Source organism: Paraoerskovia marina DSM 21750 (genome assembly GCF_000701465.1).
Lineage (GTDB): Bacteria > Actinomycetota > Actinomycetes > Actinomycetales > Cellulomonadaceae > Paraoerskovia > Paraoerskovia marina.
Genome location: NZ_JNIY01000005.1, coordinates 106,875 through 125,589 on the forward strand (window position 1 = coordinate 106,875; position 18,715 = coordinate 125,589).

At 68.7% G+C, this 18,715-nt stretch carries 15 protein-coding genes; 12 read left to right on the top strand and 3 right to left on the bottom strand.

What is annotated here, in order from left to right:
- The first annotated feature begins 141 nt into the window (after positions 1–141).
- Together uvrB and Q343_RS0109465 are read left to right on the top strand one after the other, a co-directional pair.
- Positions 142–2,250, top strand: coding sequence for an excinuclease ABC subunit UvrB (uvrB, locus tag Q343_RS0109460; RefSeq protein WP_029253345.1), 2,109 nt, complete (start codon positions 142–144; stop codon positions 2,248–2,250).
- 195 nt (positions 2,251–2,445) lie between these two features.
- Positions 2,446–3,459 (top strand): TerC family protein, encoded by a 1,014-nt coding sequence (locus Q343_RS0109465; protein WP_043109943.1) that lies wholly within the window; start codon positions 2,446–2,448, stop codon positions 3,457–3,459.
- Positions 3,460–3,463: 4 nt separating this feature from the next.
- On the opposite strand, the gene Q343_RS0109470 is transcribed toward Q343_RS0109465, so the two are convergent.
- Positions 3,464–4,090, bottom strand: a complete 627-nt coding sequence (locus tag Q343_RS0109470) for an MBL fold metallo-hydrolase (RefSeq protein WP_029253347.1) — start codon at positions 4,088–4,090, stop codon at positions 3,464–3,466.
- On the bottom strand, positions 4,087–5,895 hold the full coding sequence (locus Q343_RS0109475; protein WP_029253348.1) for a glycoside hydrolase family 15 protein: 1,809 nt from the start codon (positions 5,893–5,895) through the stop codon (positions 4,087–4,089). Before Q343_RS0109475 ends, Q343_RS0109470 begins: the two co-directional genes overlap by 4 nt.
- A 94-nt stretch (positions 5,896–5,989) precedes the next feature.
- On the opposite strand from Q343_RS0109475, the gene uvrA reads away from it, so the two are divergent.
- Complete coding sequence (gene uvrA, locus Q343_RS0109480; protein ID WP_043109975.1) at positions 5,990–8,851, top strand: excinuclease ABC subunit UvrA; 2,862 nt, start codon at positions 5,990–5,992, stop codon at positions 8,849–8,851.
- Positions 8,852–8,863: 12 nt separating this feature from the next.
- On the opposite strand, the gene Q343_RS0109485 is transcribed toward uvrA, so the two are convergent.
- Positions 8,864–9,358 (bottom strand): OsmC family protein, encoded by a 495-nt coding sequence (locus Q343_RS0109485; protein WP_029253350.1) that lies wholly within the window; start codon positions 9,356–9,358, stop codon positions 8,864–8,866.
- Between the two features lie 80 nt (positions 9,359–9,438).
- Between Q343_RS0109485 and uvrC the strand changes: the two genes are divergently transcribed.
- The 9 genes from uvrC (at position 9,439) to Q343_RS0109530 (ending at position 18,696) form a co-directional block, all read left to right on the top strand.
- Positions 9,439–11,463: an excinuclease ABC subunit UvrC gene (gene uvrC, locus Q343_RS0109490; RefSeq protein ID WP_043109944.1), complete on the top strand. Its 2,025-nt coding sequence runs from the start codon at positions 9,439–9,441 to the stop codon at positions 11,461–11,463.
- Between the two features lie 18 nt (positions 11,464–11,481).
- The gene (rapZ, locus tag Q343_RS0109495) at positions 11,482–12,414 is read left to right on the top strand and encodes an RNase adapter RapZ (RefSeq protein ID WP_029253352.1); all 933 of its coding nucleotides are present in this window, start codon (positions 11,482–11,484) and stop codon (positions 12,412–12,414) included.
- Positions 12,411–13,370, top strand: coding sequence for a gluconeogenesis factor YvcK family protein (locus tag Q343_RS0109500; RefSeq protein ID WP_029253353.1), 960 nt, complete (start codon positions 12,411–12,413; stop codon positions 13,368–13,370). Before rapZ ends, Q343_RS0109500 begins: the two co-directional genes overlap by 4 nt.
- 38 nt (positions 13,371–13,408) lie before the next feature.
- Entirely contained in the window at positions 13,409–14,389 is a 981-nt protein-coding gene (gene whiA / locus Q343_RS0109505; protein ID WP_029253354.1) for a DNA-binding protein WhiA, read from the top strand.
- Positions 14,390–14,674: 285 nt separating this feature from the next.
- On the top strand, positions 14,675–15,679 hold the full coding sequence (gene gap / locus Q343_RS0109510) for a type I glyceraldehyde-3-phosphate dehydrogenase (protein WP_029253355.1): 1,005 nt from the start codon (positions 14,675–14,677) through the stop codon (positions 15,677–15,679).
- A gap of 104 nt (positions 15,680–15,783) precedes the next feature.
- The gene (locus Q343_RS0109515) at positions 15,784–16,983 is read left to right on the top strand and encodes a phosphoglycerate kinase (protein WP_029253356.1); all 1,200 of its coding nucleotides are present in this window, start codon (positions 15,784–15,786) and stop codon (positions 16,981–16,983) included.
- A 96-nt stretch (positions 16,984–17,079) separates the two neighbouring features.
- Entirely contained in the window at positions 17,080–17,868 is a 789-nt protein-coding gene (gene tpiA / locus Q343_RS0109520; RefSeq protein ID WP_029253357.1) for a triose-phosphate isomerase, read from the top strand.
- Between the two features lie 156 nt (positions 17,869–18,024).
- Positions 18,025–18,267, top strand: coding sequence for a preprotein translocase subunit SecG (gene secG / locus Q343_RS0109525; protein WP_029253358.1), 243 nt, complete (start codon positions 18,025–18,027; stop codon positions 18,265–18,267).
- Between the two features lie 81 nt (positions 18,268–18,348).
- Positions 18,349–18,696, top strand: coding sequence for an RNA polymerase-binding protein RbpA (locus Q343_RS0109530; protein WP_043109945.1), 348 nt, complete (start codon positions 18,349–18,351; stop codon positions 18,694–18,696).
- Positions 18,697–18,715 lie beyond the last annotated feature (19 nt).

The window sequence follows — 18,715 nt, forward strand, 5'->3', positions numbered from 1 at the left end:
AGCGGACCGAACGTGCTTGAAAGTTAGCAGTATGGGTGTGCGGATAAACAGGGGCGGAGAGGGTGAACCAACGTTCTGATGCGAAACCGTGACATCTCGTCCGGAGGGTGGGATGTCCGGGGCTAGACGTAGAGTCGAGGCATGCGTCCAGTGACCGATCTGCAGCGAACCGTCGCCCCGTTCGAGGTCGTTTCTGAGTACTCGCCGTCCGGGGACCAGCCGACCGCGATCGCCGACCTTGCCCGCAGGATCCGCGCGGGGGAGAAGGACGTCACCCTGCTGGGTGCCACGGGTACCGGGAAGTCGGCGACGACCGCGTGGATGATCGAGGAGCTGCAGCGTCCCACACTCGTGATGGCGCCGAACAAGACGCTCGCGGCGCAACTGGCGACCGAGTTCCGGGAGCTGCTCCCGAACAACGCCGTCGAGTACTTCGTCTCCTACTACGACTACTACCAGCCCGAGGCGTACATCGCGCAGACGGACACCTTCATCGAGAAGGACTCGTCGATCAACGACGAGGTCGAACGTCTCCGCCACTCGGCGACCTCGTCGCTCCTGACTCGGCGGGACGTCGTCGTCGTGGCGTCGGTCTCGTGCATCTACGGTCTGGGCACCCCGCAGGAGTACGTCGACCGGATGGTCCGGCTCGACGTCGGGGACCAGGTCGAGCGGGACGACCTGTTGCGGCAGTTCGTGACGATGCAGTACTCGCGCAACGACATGGCGTTCACGCGCGGCACGTTCCGCGTCCGCGGGGACACGGTCGAGATCATTCCCGTGTACGAAGAGCTGGCGATCCGCATCGAGTTCTTCGGGGACGAGATCGAGTCGATCCAGACGCTCCACCCGCTCACGGGAGACGTCGTCAGGTCGGAGCAGAGCATCCACGTGTTCCCCGCGACGCACTACGTCGCAGGGCCGGAGCGCATGGAGCGGGCGATCTCCTCGATCGAGGCCGAGCTCACGGAACGGTTGGCAGAGCTCGAGTCCCAGAACAAGCTCCTCGAGGCACAGCGCCTCCGCATGCGGACGACCTACGACATCGAGATGATGCGACAGGTCGGCTCCTGCGCCGGTATCGAGAACTACTCCCGCCACATCGACGGTCGTGAGCGGGGGACTGCGCCGAACACGCTCCTCGACTACTTTCCCGAGGACTTCCTCCTGGTCGTGGACGAGTCGCACGTGACGGTCCCCCAGATCGGGGCGATGTTCGAGGGGGACATGTCCCGCAAGCGTTCCCTCGTCGAGCACGGCTTCCGTCTCCCGTCGGCGACCGACAACCGTCCTCTGCGCTGGGAGGAGTTCGTCGAGCGCATCGGACAGACGGTGTATCTCTCGGCGACCCCCGGCAAGTACGAGCTCTCGATGTCGGACGGCGTCGTCGAGCAGATCATCCGGCCCACGGGCCTCGTGGACCCGGAGATCGTCGTCAAGCCGACGACGGGCCAGATCGACGACCTTCTCGGGGAGATCCGCGAACGCGTCGAGCGCAACGAGCGCGTCCTCGTGACGACGCTCACCAAGAAGATGTCCGAGGACCTGACGGACTACCTGCTCGATCGCGGCGTCCGCGTCCGGTATCTGCACTCCGAGGTCGACACGCTGCGCCGTGTCGAGCTGTTGCGCGAGCTGCGGATGGGCGAGTACGACGTTCTCGTCGGCATCAACCTGCTCCGGGAGGGGCTCGACCTCCCCGAGGTCTCGCTCGTCGCGATCCTCGACGCCGACAAGGAGGGGTTCCTGCGTTCGGGGACGTCCCTGATCCAGACGATCGGTCGTGCCGCACGCAACGTCTCCGGCCAGGTTCACATGTACGCGGACAAGATCACCGCGGCGATGGCGCAGGCGATCGACGAGACCGGACGCCGACGCGAGAAGCAGGTCGCGTACAACACCGAGCACGGCGTCGATCCGACACCGCTGCGCAAGCGCATCTCGGACGTCACGGACATGCTCGCGCGCGAGGACATCGACACGGCCGAGCTCCTGCAGGGTGGGTACCGCAAGTCGAGCAAGGGCGGGAAGTCGACGGCGCCCGTGCCTGGCGGGACCAAGGAGGGCGCGACGTCCGGGAACCGGCTCGCCGGAGCCGCGGCGAGCGACCTTGCCGAGCTCGTCCAGGAGCTGAGCCAGCAGATGCACGCTGCCGCGGAAGAGCTGCAGTTCGAGCTCGCGGCGCGTCTTCGCGACGAGATCTCGGGCCTGAAGAAGGAGCTGCGCCAGATGCAGGAGGCGACCCGGTAGGTGGAGGGCCGGTTCCTCTGTCGTGCAGATTCAGGTAGTATCGGCGCGTCGTGGAGGGGAGTATTCCTACGCGGCGGTGTCGTCATCACGGACCTCTCGGGGCCCGGCACCGTCGGTCCGCACGGGTGACGCAGCGCGTCGACGGTGTGGGCGGAAGAGACCTCCGGTGCTCACCCCTATGTACCGGAGGAAGTCATGGACGTACCCGTCTGGGTCTGGATCGTCACCGTCGGCATCATCGTCGCGATGCTCGCGGTCGACTACATCGGCCACGTCAAGACGCCGCACGCCCCCACCCTGCGCGAGTCAGCCTGGTGGTCGGCCGGCTACGTGGCGGTCGCCCTCGTCTTCGGCGGCATCGTCTGGGCCGTCTGGGGTCCGACCTACGGCGGTGAGTACTTCGCCGGGTACGTGACCGAGAAGAGCCTGTCGATCGACAACCTCTTCGTGTTCGTCCTGATCATGGCGTCGTTCAACGTGCCACGGAAGTACCAGCAGAAGGTGCTGCTGGTCGGTATCACCGTCGCGCTGATCCTGCGGACGATCTTCATCTTCGCCGGTGCCGCGCTGATCGAGAACTTCAGCTGGATCTTCTACATCTTCGGTGCCTTCCTCCTCTACACAGCCTGGGCCCAGATCCGGTCGGGCGCCGACCACGACGGTGAGTACAAGGAGAACGCCGTCCTGAGGTGGGTTCGCCGCGTCTTCCCGACGACCGACGACTACGTCGGCGACAAGCTCACGACGAAGATCGACGGCAAGCGCTACATCACGCCGATGCTGATCGTGATGCTCGCGATCGGCAGCGCCGACGTCCTCTTCGCCGTCGACTCCATCCCGGCGATCTTCGGTCTGACGCAGGAGACCTACCTCGTCTTCACCGCAAACGCCTTCTCGCTCCTCGGCCTTCGTCAGCTCTTCTTCCTCATCGACGGCCTGCTGGACCGCCTGGTCTACCTTGCCTACGGTCTGGCCGCGATCCTGGCGTTCATCGGGCTCAAGCTCATCCTGCACGCCCTGCACACCAACGAGCTCCCGTTCATCAACGGTGGTGAGCACTTCGACGTCCCGGAGATCTCGACCGCGTTCTCCTTGACCTACATCGGGGTCGTGCTGCTGATCACGACCGTGCTCAGCCTCTGGAAGGACAGCCGGGACAAGAAGAAGTTCGCCGCTGCCCAGAGCTCGTCGGACGACACCGAGGCCTGAGGCCTCACCACCCGCGCTCGCGCCAGGACGCGAGCGCGGGTCGTTCGCGTCCCAGCGTGGTCGGCGCGCCGTGCCCGGGGTGGACCACCACGTCGTCGCCGTAGCGGGCGAAGATCCGGTTCTCGACGTCCGAGATCAGTGCCTCGAAGCGATCGGGGTCGCCCCCCGTCGCGCCGACGCCACCGGGGAACAACGAGTCCCCGGTGAACAGGTGGGTTCCGTCCGTCGTCGCCAGCGCGAGCGCGACGGAACCGGGCGTGTGACCCCGCAGCGCCACGACGGTGAACCGGAGTTCACCGACGTCGACGACGCTCCCGTGGCGGAGCCCGACGTCGATCGGCACTCCCGTGGCCGCCGTGACGGCAGATGCGTCGGGTTCACCGGCGTAGGTCGTCGCGCCGGTCTCCTCGACCACGGCTCCGAGAGCCTGGACGTGGTCCCGGTGCTGATGGGTGGTCACGACGGCGTCGACGCGCGACGTGTCGTCCCCGACCGTGGCAAGGATCTTGCGGGGCTCGTCCGCGGCGTCGACGACGAGGACACGCTGCGTTCGTCCGCACGTCACCACGTAGGCGACGTTGTCCATCGGACCGACGTGGACGGGCTCGATGGTGACGGTGGCGTCGGTCATCGGTGTTCCTCCGCTCGGGCCAGACTGTGGATGGCGCGGACGAGGCCGAGGTGTGAGAACGCCTGGGGGAAGTTGCCGATCGAGCGGTCGTCGACCGGGTCGTACTCCTCGGCCAGCAGTCCGACGTCGTTGCTCGCCTCGAGGATGACGTCGAGGAGCCGTCGTGCCTCGTCGGGCTCGCCGATCCGGGCAAGGGCGTCGACGAGCCAGAACGAGCAGACGAGGAACGGGTGCTCGTCGCCCCCGAGGCCGTCGACTCCTGTCTCGGTGGCGTAGCGCAGGACGAATCCGTCGTCGCGCTCGAGCTCGTCCCGGATCGTTCGCACGGTCGCGACCATGCGCGGGTCGTCGGGTGGGAGGAACCCGACCTGGAGCATCTGGAGCAGTGCCGCATCGGTATGTGTTGCCCCGTAGTACTGGACGAAAGACCCGACCTCCTCGTTCCAGCCGTGGGCGAGCACATCGGCGTGGATCTCGTCGCGGACGTGACGCCACCTCTCGACCGGCCCGGTCAGACCGTGCGCCTCTGCGCCGCGGACGGCGGCGTCCACGGCGGCCCACGACATGACCTTCGAGTGCACGAAGTGCTGGGACGGGCCACGGATCTCCCAGAGGCCGCTGTCCTTCTCCCGCCACCGCTCGATCTGCGCATCGACGAGGTGCTGCTGCAGCGACCAGGCGTCGGGCGATTCGTGGAGCCCGAAGTCCCGCGCCATGGCGAGCGCGCTCATCACCTCCCCGAGGACGTCGTTCTGGCGCTGGCCGACGGCTGCGTTCCCGACCCGCACCGGACGCGAGCCGGCATACCCGGGCAGATGGTCGAGGATGCGCTCGGGCAGCTCTCGGGAGCCGTCCACGGCGTACATGATCTGCATGTCCTCGGGGTCGCCCGCGACGGCGCGCAGGAGCCAGTCGCGCCACGCCGCGACCTCGTCCTGATAGCCCGACTCCACGAGCGCCTCCAGGGTGAGCGCGGCGTCCCGCAGCCAGCAGTACCGGTAGTCCCAGTTTCGCTCGCCACCCACGTCCTCGGGCAACGAGGTCGTGGCGGCTGCGACGATCCCACCGGTCTGGACGTGAGTCAGGAGGCGGAGCGTGATCAGCGACCGGACGAGCGCGTCCCGGTACGGCCCGTCGTACGTGCACGTCCGCACCCAGGACTCCCAGTACCGACGTGTGTCGTCGATGCGTTTCATCACGGGACGGCACGGGGGTGGAGGTTCCCAGGACGCTGTCCAGGTCGACGTGAGCTCCAGCGACTCACCGGTGGACATCGTGAACGTCTCGCGGTGGCGGTGGTCGTCGGCCGGCGGGATCCGTGCACCGCGGAGAAGCAGCGCCTCGCTGCCGGCGATCGCGCGAAGGGCTTCGTCACCCGTCGCTCCGGTCTCGTCCCTGATCCGCCTCACCCAGGGCAGGATCTTGCCGTAGCCGAAGCGGACGATCCACTCGTGCTCGACCGTGACCTCTCCCTCGAGGACCTCGACGGTACGGACGAGATCTGCCGCACCGTCGCGCACCGGCATGACGTCGGTGACCTGCGCGACTCCCGTCGGCGACGTGTAGGTCGTGACGAGCTCGACGTCGTCGCCGCGGTAGCGCCTCTCGACCCGGGTGGCGTCGGGCACGGTCAGGAGCCAGCGTCCGTGCCGCGAGTCGCCGAGCAGCGCTGCGAAGCACGCAGGGGAGTCGAAGCGTGGCATGCACAGCCAGTCGACGGAACCGTGGCGGGAGATCAGGGCGACGGTCGAGCCGTCGCCGACGACGGCGTAGTCCTCGATCGGGACGGGATGGTCAGGAGTCATCGACGACAGTGTGTCGCAGCCGTGTGGTCGTCGCCTCCGGCGCGTCGTCGTCGAACACCTGTACGAACACCAGCAGGGAACGTACGATGTCGGGGTGGAGAATCGACTCGTCATCTCAGGTGCGCGTGAGCACAACCTGCGCAACGTCAGTCTCGACCTGCCTCGTGATCAGCTGATCGTCTTCACGGGTCTCTCCGGGTCGGGCAAGTCCTCGCTCGCGTTCGACACGATCTTCGCCGAGGGGCAGCGCCGGTACGTCGAGTCTCTGTCGGCGTACGCCCGCCAGTTCCTGGGACAGATGGACAAGCCTGACGTGGACTTCATCGAGGGGCTGTCGCCGGCGGTGTCGATCGACCAGAAGTCGACCAACCGCAACCCGAGGTCCACGGTCGGGACGATCACGGAGATCTACGACTACCTCCGCCTGCTCTTCGCGAGGACAGGTGTGCAGCACTGCCCCGTCTGCGACGAGCAGATCGTCGCGCAGACGCCCCAGCAGATCGTCGACCGGCTGCTCGAGCTCGAGGAGGGGACCAAGTACCAGGTGCTCGCGCCCGTCGTCCGCGGTCGCAAGGGCGAGTACGTCGAACTGTTCGAAGAGCTCCAGGGCAAGGGGTTCTCCCGCGTCCGCGTCGACGGTGCCGTGGTGCCGCTGACGGACCCCCCGACGCTCGAGAAGAACGTCAAGCACGACATCGAGGTCGTGGTCGACCGACTCGTCGCCCGCGACGGCGTGCGTCGGCGCCTGACCGACTCGATCGAGACCGCTCTCGGCCTCGCCGGCGGTCTCGTCGTCGTCGACCTTGTGGGGCTGTCCGAGGACGACCCCGGACGGGAACGCCGTTTCTCGGAGAAGCGCGCCTGCCCGAACGACCACGAGCTGACGCTCGACGAGATCGAGCCGCGCACGTTCTCCTTCAACGCCCCCTACGGTGCGTGCCCGGAGTGCACCGGCATCGGCTTCCGCCTCGAGGTCGACCCCGACCTCGTGGTGCCCGACGACGAGAAGACGCTCGCCGAGGGAGCCGTCGCTCCCTGGACCCACGGGTCGCCCGACTACTTCCAGCGCGTTCTTGCCGCGCTGGCCGACGATCTCGGCTTCGGCATGGACGTTCCGTGGCGGGCGCTCCCGGCTCGGGCGAAGAAGGCTGTCCTGCACGGAAAGGACCACAAGGTCCACGTGCAGTACCGCAACCGCTGGGGTCGCGAGCGGCAGTACTCCACCGGCTTCGAGGGTGTCGTGACGTTCCTGAAGCGCCGTCACGCCGAGACCGAGTCCGACTGGTCGAAGGAACGCTACGAGGCGTACATGCGCGAGGTGCCGTGTCCGGTCTGCGACGGAGCGCGCCTGAAGCCCGAGGTCCTCGCGGTCCGTGTGGGCGGCAAGTCGATCGCCCAGGTCTGTCGGCTCCCGCTGACCGAGGCGGAGCAGTTCCTCGGCTCCCTCGAGCAGAGCGCGCGTGACCGCGCGATCGCCGCCGAGGTCCTCAAGGAGATCAACGCGAGGCTGGGGTTCCTCCTCGACGTCGGTCTCGACTATCTCTCGCTCGAACGCCCGGCGGGGACGCTGTCCGGGGGCGAGGCGCAGCGCATCCGTCTCGCGACGCAGATCGGCTCGGGTCTCGTCGGAGTCCTCTACGTCCTCGACGAACCCAGCATCGGCCTGCACCAGCGCGACAACCGGCGCCTGATCGAGACGCTGACGCGGCTGCGCGACCTCGGCAACACGTTGATCGTGGTCGAGCACGACGAGGACACGATCCGCACGGCCGACTGGATCGTCGACATCGGGCCCGGTGCCGGGGAGCACGGCGGGCACGTCGTCCACTCCGGCGACTACGCGGGCCTCCTCGCCTCGGCGGACTCGGTGACGGGCGCCTACCTCTCCGGCCGCCGCCGCATCCCGATGCCGGCCGAACGTCGCCCGGTCGACAAGGACCGACGCGTGACCGTCGTCGGTGCGCGCGAGCACAACCTTCAGGGCGTCGACGTGTCGTTCCCGCTCGGGACGTTCACCGCCGTGACGGGCGTCTCCGGCTCGGGCAAGTCGACCCTCGTGAACTCGATCCTCTACACGGTGATGGCGAACGAGCTCAACGGAGCACGCCAGGTCCCGGGCCGCCATCGCCGCGTCGACGGGCTCGAGCACCTGGACAAGGTCGTCCACGTCGACCAGGGCCCCATCGGCCGGACGCCGCGGTCCAACCCCGCCACCTACACCGGCGTGTGGGACCACGTGCGCAAGCTCTTCGCGCAGACGACCGAGGCGAAGGTCCGCGGCTACACACCGGGAAGGTTCTCCTTCAACATGAAGGGCGGCCGGTGCGAGGCGTGCTCCGGCGACGGCACGATCCGCATCGAGATGAACTTCCTCCCGGACGTCTACGTGCCGTGCGAGGTCTGCCACGGGGCGCGGTACAACCGCGAGACGCTCGAGGTGCACTTCAAGGGCAAGACCGTCGCGGACGTCCTCGACATGCCGATCGAGGAGGCTGCGGAGTTCTTCGCCGCGGTGCCGGCGATCTCACGGCACCTGGAGACGTTGCGTGACGTCGGCCTCGGCTACGTCCGCCTCGGGCAGCCGGCACCGACGCTCTCGGGAGGCGAGGCGCAGCGTGTCAAGCTTGCGTCCGAGCTGCGCAAGCGCTCGACCGGGCGGACCGTCTATGTGCTCGACGAGCCGACGACGGGCCTGCACTTCGAGGACGTCCGCCGGTTGCTTGCCGTGCTGCAGTCGCTCGTCGACAAGGGGAACACGGTCCTCGTGATCGAGCACAACCTCGACGTCATCAAGAACGCCGACTGGGTGGTCGACATGGGGCCCGAGGGTGGCTCCGGCGGAGGGACCGTCGTCGCCGCGGGGACCCCCGAGCAGGTCGCGCGCGTCGAGGCGAGTCACACCGGGCGGTTCCTGGCCGAGGTTCTCGAGCAGACCGACGCGTCACCCGCGGCGTAGGCGTCGGGCGGCCTATCGGCCGACCCGCACGGGATTCGGCTCCACCAGGACGGGGAAGTTGACCGAACGGGCGAGGAAGCAGTGGTCGTGCGCCCGGCGGTGCAGCGAGCTGAGCGTTTCGTCGGGATCGATCGCCGAGGCGCAGGAGTCGTCGATCGTCACCCGTGGGCGCAACGTGACGTCGCTGAACTGGCCTGCGCCCGCGGACTCGACGCGCATCGTCCCCGAGACGGCGTCCTCGTAGGCGATCACGACGACGCCGTCGGCCGCTGCGAGGTGGAGGAACCAGAGCATGTGGCACTGCGCGATGCTCGCCACGAAGAGGTCTTCGGGGCTGTGCAGTGCCGCGTCTCCACGGAAGGCGACGTCGGAGGACGCGGTCAGCGTCGGCCTGCCCTCCGCGTCGACCTCGTGCTCGCGGCTGTAGGAGGTGTAGGTGCGCGTCCCCTCCTCGCCCGCTCCCGTCCAGCGGACGGTCAGTGTGTACCCGTGCGTCGCTCCGCTCATGGCTGCACGGTAGTCCCACGGGGTCGTCCGCGCCGTTCGGCCCGCCCGCGGTGTCCCCGGTCTGAACTAGGCTCGTGACCATGGCAGATCCCGCCAGCTACCGTCCGCGCCCCGGCGAGATTCCCACCACGCCGGGCGTCTACCGCTTCGTCGACGACCACGGCCGCGTGATCTACGTCGGCAAGGCGAAGAATCTCCGGGCTCGTCTCTCCAACTACTTCCAGGACGTCGCGAACCTGCACCCGCGGACACGCACGATGGTCACGACGGCCGCCGCGGTGGAGTGGACGGTCGTGGGCACCGAGGTCGAGGCTCTGACGCTCGAGTACACCTGGATCAAGGAGTTCGACCCCCGGTTCAACGTCAAGTACCGGGATGACAAGTCCTATCCGTATCTGGCGGTCACGATGGGGGAGGAGTACCCCCGAGCACAGGTGATGCGCGGGGCCAAACGCCCTGGTACGCGGTACTTCGGTCCGTACGGCCACGCGTGGGCGATCCGCGAGACCCTCGACCTCTTGCTCCGCGTGTTCCCGGTGCGCACCTGCTCCTCCGGAGTCTTCCGTCGTGCGGCGTCCAGCGGCCGTCCCTGTCTGCTCGGGTACATCGACAAGTGCTCGGCGCCCTGCGTCGGTCGTGTGTCGCCCGAGGAGCACCGGACGCTCGCCGAGGACTTCTGCGACTTCATGGCGGGGGACACCGCGCGGTTCGTCCGTCGGCTCGAGGCCCGGATGAAGGAGGCCGCCGCCGAGATGGAGTACGAGCAGGCGGGACGGCTGCGGGACGACATCGAGGCGTTGCGCAGGGCGACGGAGAAGAACGCGGTCGTGCTCACCGACGGCACCGACGCCGACGTGTTCGCACTCGCCGGGGACGAGCTCGAGGCAGCGGTCCAGGTCTTCCACGTGCGCGACGGACGGATCCGCGGCCAGCGCGGGTGGGTGGTGGAGAAGGTCGAGGACGTCACGGACGCCGAGCTCGTCGAGCACCTGCTGCAGCAGGTCTACGGTGCCGTCGACGAGGTCGCAGACGTCGAGGGAGCGGCTCCGGTCCGCGACGCGGTGCCTCGCGAGGTCCTCGTACCGCAGCTGCCGCCCGACCCGGAGCAGATGGCCGCGTGGTTGCGGGGCATCCGTGGGTCGCGGGTCGACCTCCGTGTGCCGCAGCGAGGGGACAAGCGGGAGCTGGCTGCGACGGTGCACGCGAACGCCGAGCACGCCCTGATGCTGCACCGGACCCGGCGAGCGGGAGACCTGACGACGCGGAGCCAGGCCCTGCAGGAGATCCAGGAGGCGCTGGAGCTCGACACGGCACCATTGCGGATCGAGTGCTACGACATCTCGACGACCCAGGGGACGCATCAGGTCGCATCCATGGTCGTGTTCGAGGACGGTCTGGCGCGCAAGGGCGAGTACCGACACTTCGCGGTCCGGGGGCCGGAGGGCGACGGGGCGAGGGACGACACGGCGGCGATGTACGAGGTCGTCACGCGGCGCTTCAAGCGCTACCTCACCGAGCGGTCGGAGACCGACGAGCCCGAGTCGGACTTCACCGACGCACCCGAGTCGGCCGAGGTCGGACCCGAGGTCCCCGAGCGCCGTCGCTTCGCCTACCCACCCCAGCTCGTCGTCGTCGACGGCGGTCCGCCGCAGGTGGCGGCCGCCGCACGGGCGCTGGCGGATCTCGGGATCGACGACGTGGCGCTCTGCGGGCTCGCCAAGCGGCTGGAGGAGGTGTGGCTCCCGGGCGAGCCGTTCCCCGTGGTGCTGCCGCGCTCGTCCGAGGGGCTCTACCTCCTGCAACGTCTTCGCGACGAGGCGCACCGGTTCGCGATCACCTACCACCGCAAGCGCCGCAGCAAGGGGATGACGGCGAGCGTGCTCGACGACGTGCCCGGACTGGGCCCTGCACGCAGAAAGGCGCTCCTCGCGGAGTTCGGCTCCGTCAAGAAGATGCGGGCGGCGACCGTGGAGGAGATCGGCGCCGTCCGTGGCATGGGGGCCTCGACCGCGGCTGCCGTCGTCGAGGCGCTGTCGACGGTCTCGCGCGACACCGTCGCCGCACCGCCCGACGTCGGGGAGTCGATCGCCACCGAGAGCAAGTGAGCCTGGCATGCTGGTGGAATGAGCACTCCTGACTCGGACGCACCCGACGGAATCGACGCCGTCGAGGCCAGCGCGCACGCCCCGGAGCCGGTCGTTCCCGAGGTCCTGATCATCACCGGAATGTCAGGCGCCGGTCGGACGCGCGCCGCAGCGGTCCTCGAAGACCTCGACTGGTACGTCGTCGACAACCTCCCGCCCCGGATGATCGTGCCGCTCGTCGACATGATGTCGCGGTCCCAGGCCGTGCTCGGCCGCGTCGCAGCGGTCGTCGACGTGCGCGGGCGGGAGTTCTTCCAGGACCTGGTCGAGGTCCTCGACCATCTCGAGCAGGCCCGGGTCGACTCCCGCATCGTCTTCCTCCAGGCATCGGACGAGGCTCTCGTCCGCCGCTTCGAGGAGGTGCGGCGCCCCCACCCCCTCCAGGGAGACGGGCGGATCCTCGACGGGATCGCCGAGGAACGTCGCATGCTCGAGACGATCGAGAAGCGTGCGGACCTCGTCGTCGACACCTCCGACCTGACGGTGCACGAGCTCGCCCGGATGGTGCGCGACGCCGTCACCCGACGGAGCCGCCAGCCGCTACGGATCAACGTGGTCTCTTTCGGCTTCAAGTACGGGATCCCGCTCGACGCCGACCACGTCGTCGACGTGCGGTTCCTGCGGAACCCGTACTGGGTGACGGAGCTGCGTGCGTTGACCGGTCGCGACGCGGCCGTCCGGGACTACGTCCTCGGGCTCGACGGTGCGGAGGAGTTTCTCGACCGCTACGCGCACGCGCTCGAGCCGGTCCTGGCGGGGTACCAGGCCGAGGAGAAGCACTTCGTCACGATCGCCGTGGGCTGTACGGGAGGCAAGCACCGGTCCGTGGCGATGAGCGAGGCTCTCGCCCGGCGCCTGCAGGCACGCGGGCAGCGCACGCACGTCACCGCACGAGACCTGGGAAAGGAGTGAGCTCCCCCTCGGCCCCCGTCGTCGCAGCGCTCGGCGGGGGACACGGGCTCTCCGCGAGCCTGTCCGCGCTCCGGCTGATGGCCGACCAGCTCACCGCCGTCGTCACGGTCGCCGACGACGGCGGATCATCGGGCCGGCTCCGCCAGGAGCTCGACGTCCTGCCGCCGGGTGACCTTCGTATGGCGCTCGCGGCACTCTGTGACGACACCGAGTGGGGCCGGACGTGGCGCGACGTGCTCCAGCACAGGTTCACGTCGCCCGGGGACCTGGACCAGCACGCCGTCGGGAACCTCCTCATCGTCGCGCTGTGGGAGCTGCTGGACGAGCCGGTGGCCGGTCTCGACTGGGTCGCTCGACTGCTCAACGCCCGCGGTCGGGTGCTGCCGATGTCTTCGGTGCCGTTGAAGATCGAGGCGGACGTCCGCGGCGAGAACGGACTTGAGGTCGTCCACGGCCAGAGCGCGGTCGCGGTCGCCCCGGGCCGGATCGAGCAGATCAGGCTCGTTCCCCACGACCCGCCGGCCTGCCCCGAGGCCGTCACGGCCATCCGCGAGGCCGACTGGGTCGTCCTCGGCCCGGGGTCCTGGTACTCGTCGGTCATGCCGCACCTTCTCGTCCCCGAGCTCTCGGACGCGCTGCACACGACGCGCGGACGCATCTGCGTGACGCTCAACCTCTCGGCGGACGAGGGCGAGACGGACGGTCTGAGTGCCGAGGAGCACCTGCACGCTCTGCACCGGCATGCCCCCGACCTGCGGATCGACGCCGTCGTGGCGGACCCGAGCGCCGTCGAGGACACGGAGGCCCTCGTCGCGACCGCGGCGACGGTCGGTGCGAAGCTGCTGCTGCGCCAGGTCCGGCGCGGGGACGGGACGCCTCGCCACGACCGGCTGCGTCTCGCGGCTGCCTACCGCGACGTCTTCGAGGACGTCATCGGGGACGTCCCGGGCTCGTAGGCCGCGCGAGTGTTCGATGAGGTGGCAGGATGTGCGCCATGGCGCTGACTGCACAGATGAAGGACGAGATCGCTCGTGTACGCGTCGAACGCACGTCGTGGCGGCGCGCCGAGGTGGCGTCGACGCTTCGATTCTCCGGTGGGCTGCACATCATCGCCGGCAGGATCGTGATCGAGGCGGAGCTCGATTCGGAGACCGCGGCGCTGCGTCTTCGTTCGGCGATCTCGGACTTGTACGGGCACGCCAGCGAGATGATCGTGGTGTCGCCCGGAGGGATCCGACGCAGCCGTCGGTTCGTCGTCCGGGTCGTCCGTGGTGGCGAGTCGCTGGCTCGTCAGACCGGTCTGCTCGACGGCCGCGGCCGCCCCGTTCGTGGCTTGCCCCCGCAGGTCGTCTCCGGGGGCGTGGGGGAGTCCGAGGCCGCGTGGCGCGGTGCCGTCCTCGCGCACGGTTCGCTGACCGAGCCCGGACGTTCCGGGGCGCTGGAGGTCACATGCCCGGGCGCAGAGGCGGCTCTTGCCCTGGTCGGTGCTGCCCGCCGGATGGGGATCGCCGCCAAGTCGCGGGAGGTACGCGGCGTCGACCGGGTCGTCATCCGTGACGGCGACGCGATCGCGGCGATGCTCGAGCGACTCGGTGCGACAGACTCGCTCGTCGCCTGGAAGGAGCGGCGTGCACGCCGTGAGGTGCGGGGCACCGCGAACCGGCTCGCCAACTTCGACGACGCGAACCTGCGGCGTTCCGCGCGCGCGGCCGTCGCAGCGGGGGCACGGGTCGAGAGGGCCTTCGAGATCCTGGGGGACGACGTGCCCGACCACCTGGTCGAAGCGGGCCGGCTGCGGCTCAGCAACAAGGAGGCCTCGCTGGAGGAGCTGGGCAGGCTCGCCGACCCGGTGCTGACCAAGGACGCCGTGGCCGGGCGCATCCGTCGACTCCTCGCGACAGCCGACAAGCGTGCGCTCGAACTGGGCATTCCCGACACAGAGGCCGTTCTTTCGACCGACATGATGGAACTTTGAGCACGCGTGCATGACGGTCGTCGACCCTGGCTCGAAACAGCTTGTCTCACGTGCTGTGTTCGGGTCACGCAAAGGTGCAGTTCGGGTATAGGCTAGGGATATCTGGACGGCCTCAAGGGTCGTCTCGGGTTCTGCCCGGGCGAACCGGACTCCCCGCGTCTCCATCTGGGTGGTCTGAGGTATCGACCTTCGGTCTGGTCCAGTTCATTGCGTACGCCGTCGTACGTACTCGTTCGGAATCTATCGAGCGCGTCGGCAACGACCGGGGCGCTCTGAGGAGGGCACGTGACCATCCGCGTCGGCATCAACGGCTTCGGCCGCATCGGACGTAACTTCTTCCGCGCAATCATCGCGTCGGGAGCGGACATCGAGATCGTCGGGGTCAACGACCTCACGGACAACAAGACCCTCGCGCACCTGCTGAAGTACGACACCGTCCTGGGCCGTTTCCCCCAGTCGGTCGACTTCAGCGACGACGCGATCATCGTCGACGGCAAGGCCATCAAGGCTCTCGCCGAGCGCGACCCCGCGAACCTCCCGTGGAAGGAGCTCGGTGCCGACATCGTCATCGAGTCCACCGGATTCTTCACCGACGCGACCAAGGCGAAGGCCCACATCGACGCCGGCGCCAAGAAGGTCATCATCTCGGCCCCGGCGAAGAACGAGGACGCGACCTTCGTCATGGGCGTCAACGACGACCAGTACGACGCCGCCGCGCACCACATCATCTCGAACGCGTCGTGCACGACGAACTGCCTCGCCCCGCTGGCGAAGGCGCTCAACGACTCGATCGGCATCGAGCGTGGTCTCATGACCACGATCCACGCGTACACGGGTGACCAGAACCTCCAGGACGGCCCGCACAAGGACCTTCGCCGCGCCCGTGCCGCTGCACAGAACATCGTTCCGACGACGACCGGTGCGGCCAAGGCCGTCGCTCTCGTCCTCCCGGAGCTCAAGGGCAAGCTCGACGGCTACGCGCTCCGCGTGCCGACGATCACCGGCTCGGCGACGGACCTGACGTTCACCGCCGGCAAGGAGACCACCATCGAGGAGGTCAACGCCGCGGTCAAGGCTGCTGCCGAGGGCCCGCTCAAGGGTGTCCTGTCCTACGTCGAGGACGACATCGTCTCCTCGGACATCGTGACCGACCCGCACCAGAGCATCTTCGACTCGAAGCTCACCAAGGTGATGGGCGACCAGGTCAAGGTTGTTTCCTGGTACGACAACGAGTGGGGCTACTCGAACAGCCTCGTCGCGCTCACCTCCAAGGTCGGCGCCTCGCTCTGATCGTCCTGACGGACGGTTGAGACCATGCGTCCGCGGGTGTGCGGGGCCTGTGCGGCCCCCGCACCCGCGGACGTCGTCATGTGAACGACGGGAGAGATTTGACCATGAAGACGATCGACGACCTCGGAGACCTGCGCGGCAAGCGCGTCCTGGTGCGCTCCGACTTCAACGTCCCCCTCGACGGGACGACCATCACGGACGACGGCCGTATCCGAGCGGCGCTGCCGACGCTCAACCGTCTGCTTTCCGCCGGCGCTCGTCTCGTGGTGACGGCCCACCTCGGTCGCCCCAAGGGCACCCCGGACGTCAAGTACTCGCTGGCTCCTGTGGCCGAGCGGTTGCGTGAGCTCCTGGACGCACCCGTGCGCCTGGCCGGCGACGTCGTCGGCGAGTCGGCGCACGCCGCCGTCGACGGGCTGTCGGACGGCGAGGTCGTCCTTCTCGAGAACATCCGGTTCGACCCGCGGGAGACGTCCAAGGTGGACGAGGAGCGGGCAGAGCTCGCCGGCGAGCTCGCGGAGCTCGCGGACGCGTTCGTCTCGGACGGGTTCGGTGTCGTGCACCGCAAGCAGGCGTCGGTCTACGACGTCGCGCAGGTCCTCCCCGCCGCGGCGGGCGAGCTCGTCCTCAAGGAGGTCGAGTCGCTGAGCCGTGCCACGTCCGACCCCGAGCGGCCCTATGTCGTCGTCCTCGGCGGCTCGAAGGTCTCGGACAAGCTGGGCGTCATCGCCAACCTGCTGGGCAAGGCCGATCGCCTGCTCATCGGCGGTGGGATGGTCTTCACGTTCCTCGCGGCGCAGGGCCACGAGGTCGGCTCGTCGTTGCTCGAGGAGGACCAGATCGAGACGGTCAAGGGCTACCTCGCCACGGCGAAGGAGAAGGGCGTCGAGATCGTGCTGCCGACGGACATCGTGGCTGCCGACTCGTTCGCGGCCGACGCGCCGCACGCGGTCGTCTCCGCCGACGCCATCCCCGCCGGACGCATGGGCCTCGACATCGGGCCCGAGTCCGGCGCCGCGTTCGCCCGTGCGATCACCGAGGCGAAGACCGTCGTCTGGAACGGGCCCATGGGGGTCTTCGAGTTCAAGGCGTTCGAGGGCGGGACCCGTGCCGTCGCGCAGGGGCTCGTCGACGCCACCGCAGCCGGTGCGTTCACGATCGTCGGCGGCGGTGACTCTGCCGCGGCAGTGCGCCGTCTCGGGTTCGACGAGGCCGGCTTCAGCCACATCTCGACCGGTGGAGGCGCGAGCCTCGAGCTGCTCGAGGGAAAGACCCTGCCGGGCCTCGCGGTCCTGGAGTCCTGAGCACCACGACATCACGGGGCGGCGCCCGTTCGCGTGCACCGCTCCGTACCGCACGGCGTGCTCCGAGCACGCACCGACCGATCAGAGAGGCACACCGTGGCCGACCGTACCCCGCTCATCGTGGGCAACTGGAAGATGAACCAGGACCACCACCAGGCGACGCACCTCGTGCAGAAGCTGGCGTGGACCCTGAAGGACGCCAAGCACGACTTCGACTCCGTCGAGGTCGCCGTCCTGCCGCCGTTCACCGACCTGCGCAGCGTGCAGACCCTCGTCGACGCCGACAAGCTCGACATCCGCTACGGCGCGCAGGACGTCTCGGCGCACGAGTCGGGCGCCTACACCGGTGAGATCTCGCCGGTGATGCTCGCCAAGCTCGGCGTGACCTACGTGGCGATCGGGCACTCGGAGCGCCGTGCCTACCACGGCGAGGACGAGGCCGTGACCAACGCCAAGATCCGTTCGGCGTTCGGCCAGGGGATCGTTCCGATCCTCTGCGTCGGTGAGGGCCTCGACGTCCGCAAGGCCGGGAACCAGGTCGAGCACACGCTCGCTCAGGTCGACGGCGCGCTCGACGGGCTCGGCGCGGAGCAGGCGGCGCAGATCGTCATCGCCTACGAGCCCGTCTGGGCCATCGGCACGGGTGAGGTCGCGACGCCGGAGGACGCGCAGGAGGTCTGCGGTGCGATCCGCGCGCGTCTCGCCGAGCTGTACGGCGCCGAGCTCGCCGACGGTGTGCGCGTGCTGTACGGCGGATCCGTCAAGTCGGGCAACGTGGCGGCGATCATGGCTCAGCCCGACGTCGACGGGGCGCTCGTCGGCGGGGCATGCCTCGACGCCGAGGAGTTCGCGAAGATCGTACGTTTTGACTCGCTGAGCGCCTGATCGAGAAGTCGTGCGACGCCGGATGTCCGAATGTCGGGCATCCGGCGTCGCGACGTTGGCCTCGGAGGGGCCACGTCACCTACTCTGTCCTGCGGGCCCTGTTCGGGTCCGGACATCAACTGGCCCCGAGGGCCCTGAAAGCGAAGGTCGTGTCCCGTGGACGTGCTCCGCATCATCCTTGAGATCGTCCTGGTCGCGTGCAGCGGACTGCTGATCCTCCTGGTGCTCCTGCACAAGGGCAAGGGCGGCGGGATGTCTGACATGTTCGGCGGCGGTGTGACGAGCTCCGTCGGGAGCTCTGGCGTCGCCGAGCGAAACCTCAACCGGATCACCGTGGGCATCGCCCTCGTGTGGACCGTGGTGATCGTCCTGCTTGGTCTGATTCAGAAGGTCAACTGACGTTCCGCGTCGCAGGGGGTCTGCGGCGCGAGTCGACGCGCACGCCGGAACGAGCCGGGTGCGGGAGGGAGCAGTGGCTTCGTGGGTGCAGCGAGTGCTATCCGTGGTTCACGAGTGGGCGCGGGGCCCATGGGAGAGACCGAGCGCGGGAACGCTGCTCCGCGCGTCGTCGTCTCCTACTGGTGCGCGAATGGGCACGAGACGACGCCGAGCTTCTCGGCGGACAACGACGTCGAGCCCCCCGAGACGTGGGACTGTCCGCGATGCGGTTTCCCCGGCGGGCAGGACAAGTCAGCACCGCCGCCGCCTCCGTCGACCCAGCCCTACAAGACGCACCTCGCGTACGTGAAGGAGCGTCGTTCGGATGCCGACGGTGTGGCGATCCTGGACGAGGCGCTCGAGTCGCTCCGCGCACGGCGACGAGGGTGACGCGACGGTTCTCCTGACA

Excerpts from the sequence above, each read along its gene's own strand:
- uvrB (WP_029253345.1), top strand. The coding sequence starts at position 142 with ATGCGTCCAGTGACCGATCTGCAGCGAACCGTCGCCCCGTTCGAGGTC.
- Q343_RS0109465 (WP_043109943.1), top strand. The coding sequence starts at position 2,446 with ATGGACGTACCCGTCTGGGTCTGGATCGTCACCGTCGGCATCATCGTC.
- Q343_RS0109470 (WP_029253347.1), bottom strand. The coding sequence starts at position 4,090 with ATGACCGACGCCACCGTCACCATCGAGCCCGTCCACGTCGGTCCGATG.
- Q343_RS0109475 (WP_029253348.1), bottom strand. The coding sequence starts at position 5,895 with ATGACTCCTGACCATCCCGTCCCGATCGAGGACTACGCCGTCGTCGGC.
- Q343_RS0109485 (WP_029253350.1), bottom strand. The coding sequence starts at position 9,358 with ATGAGCGGAGCGACGCACGGGTACACACTGACCGTCCGCTGGACGGGA.
- uvrC (WP_043109944.1), top strand. The coding sequence starts at position 9,439 with ATGGCAGATCCCGCCAGCTACCGTCCGCGCCCCGGCGAGATTCCCACC.
- rapZ (WP_029253352.1), top strand. The coding sequence starts at position 11,482 with ATGAGCACTCCTGACTCGGACGCACCCGACGGAATCGACGCCGTCGAG.
- whiA (WP_029253354.1), top strand. The coding sequence starts at position 13,409 with ATGGCGCTGACTGCACAGATGAAGGACGAGATCGCTCGTGTACGCGTC.
- Q343_RS0109515 (WP_029253356.1), top strand. The coding sequence starts at position 15,784 with ATGAAGACGATCGACGACCTCGGAGACCTGCGCGGCAAGCGCGTCCTG.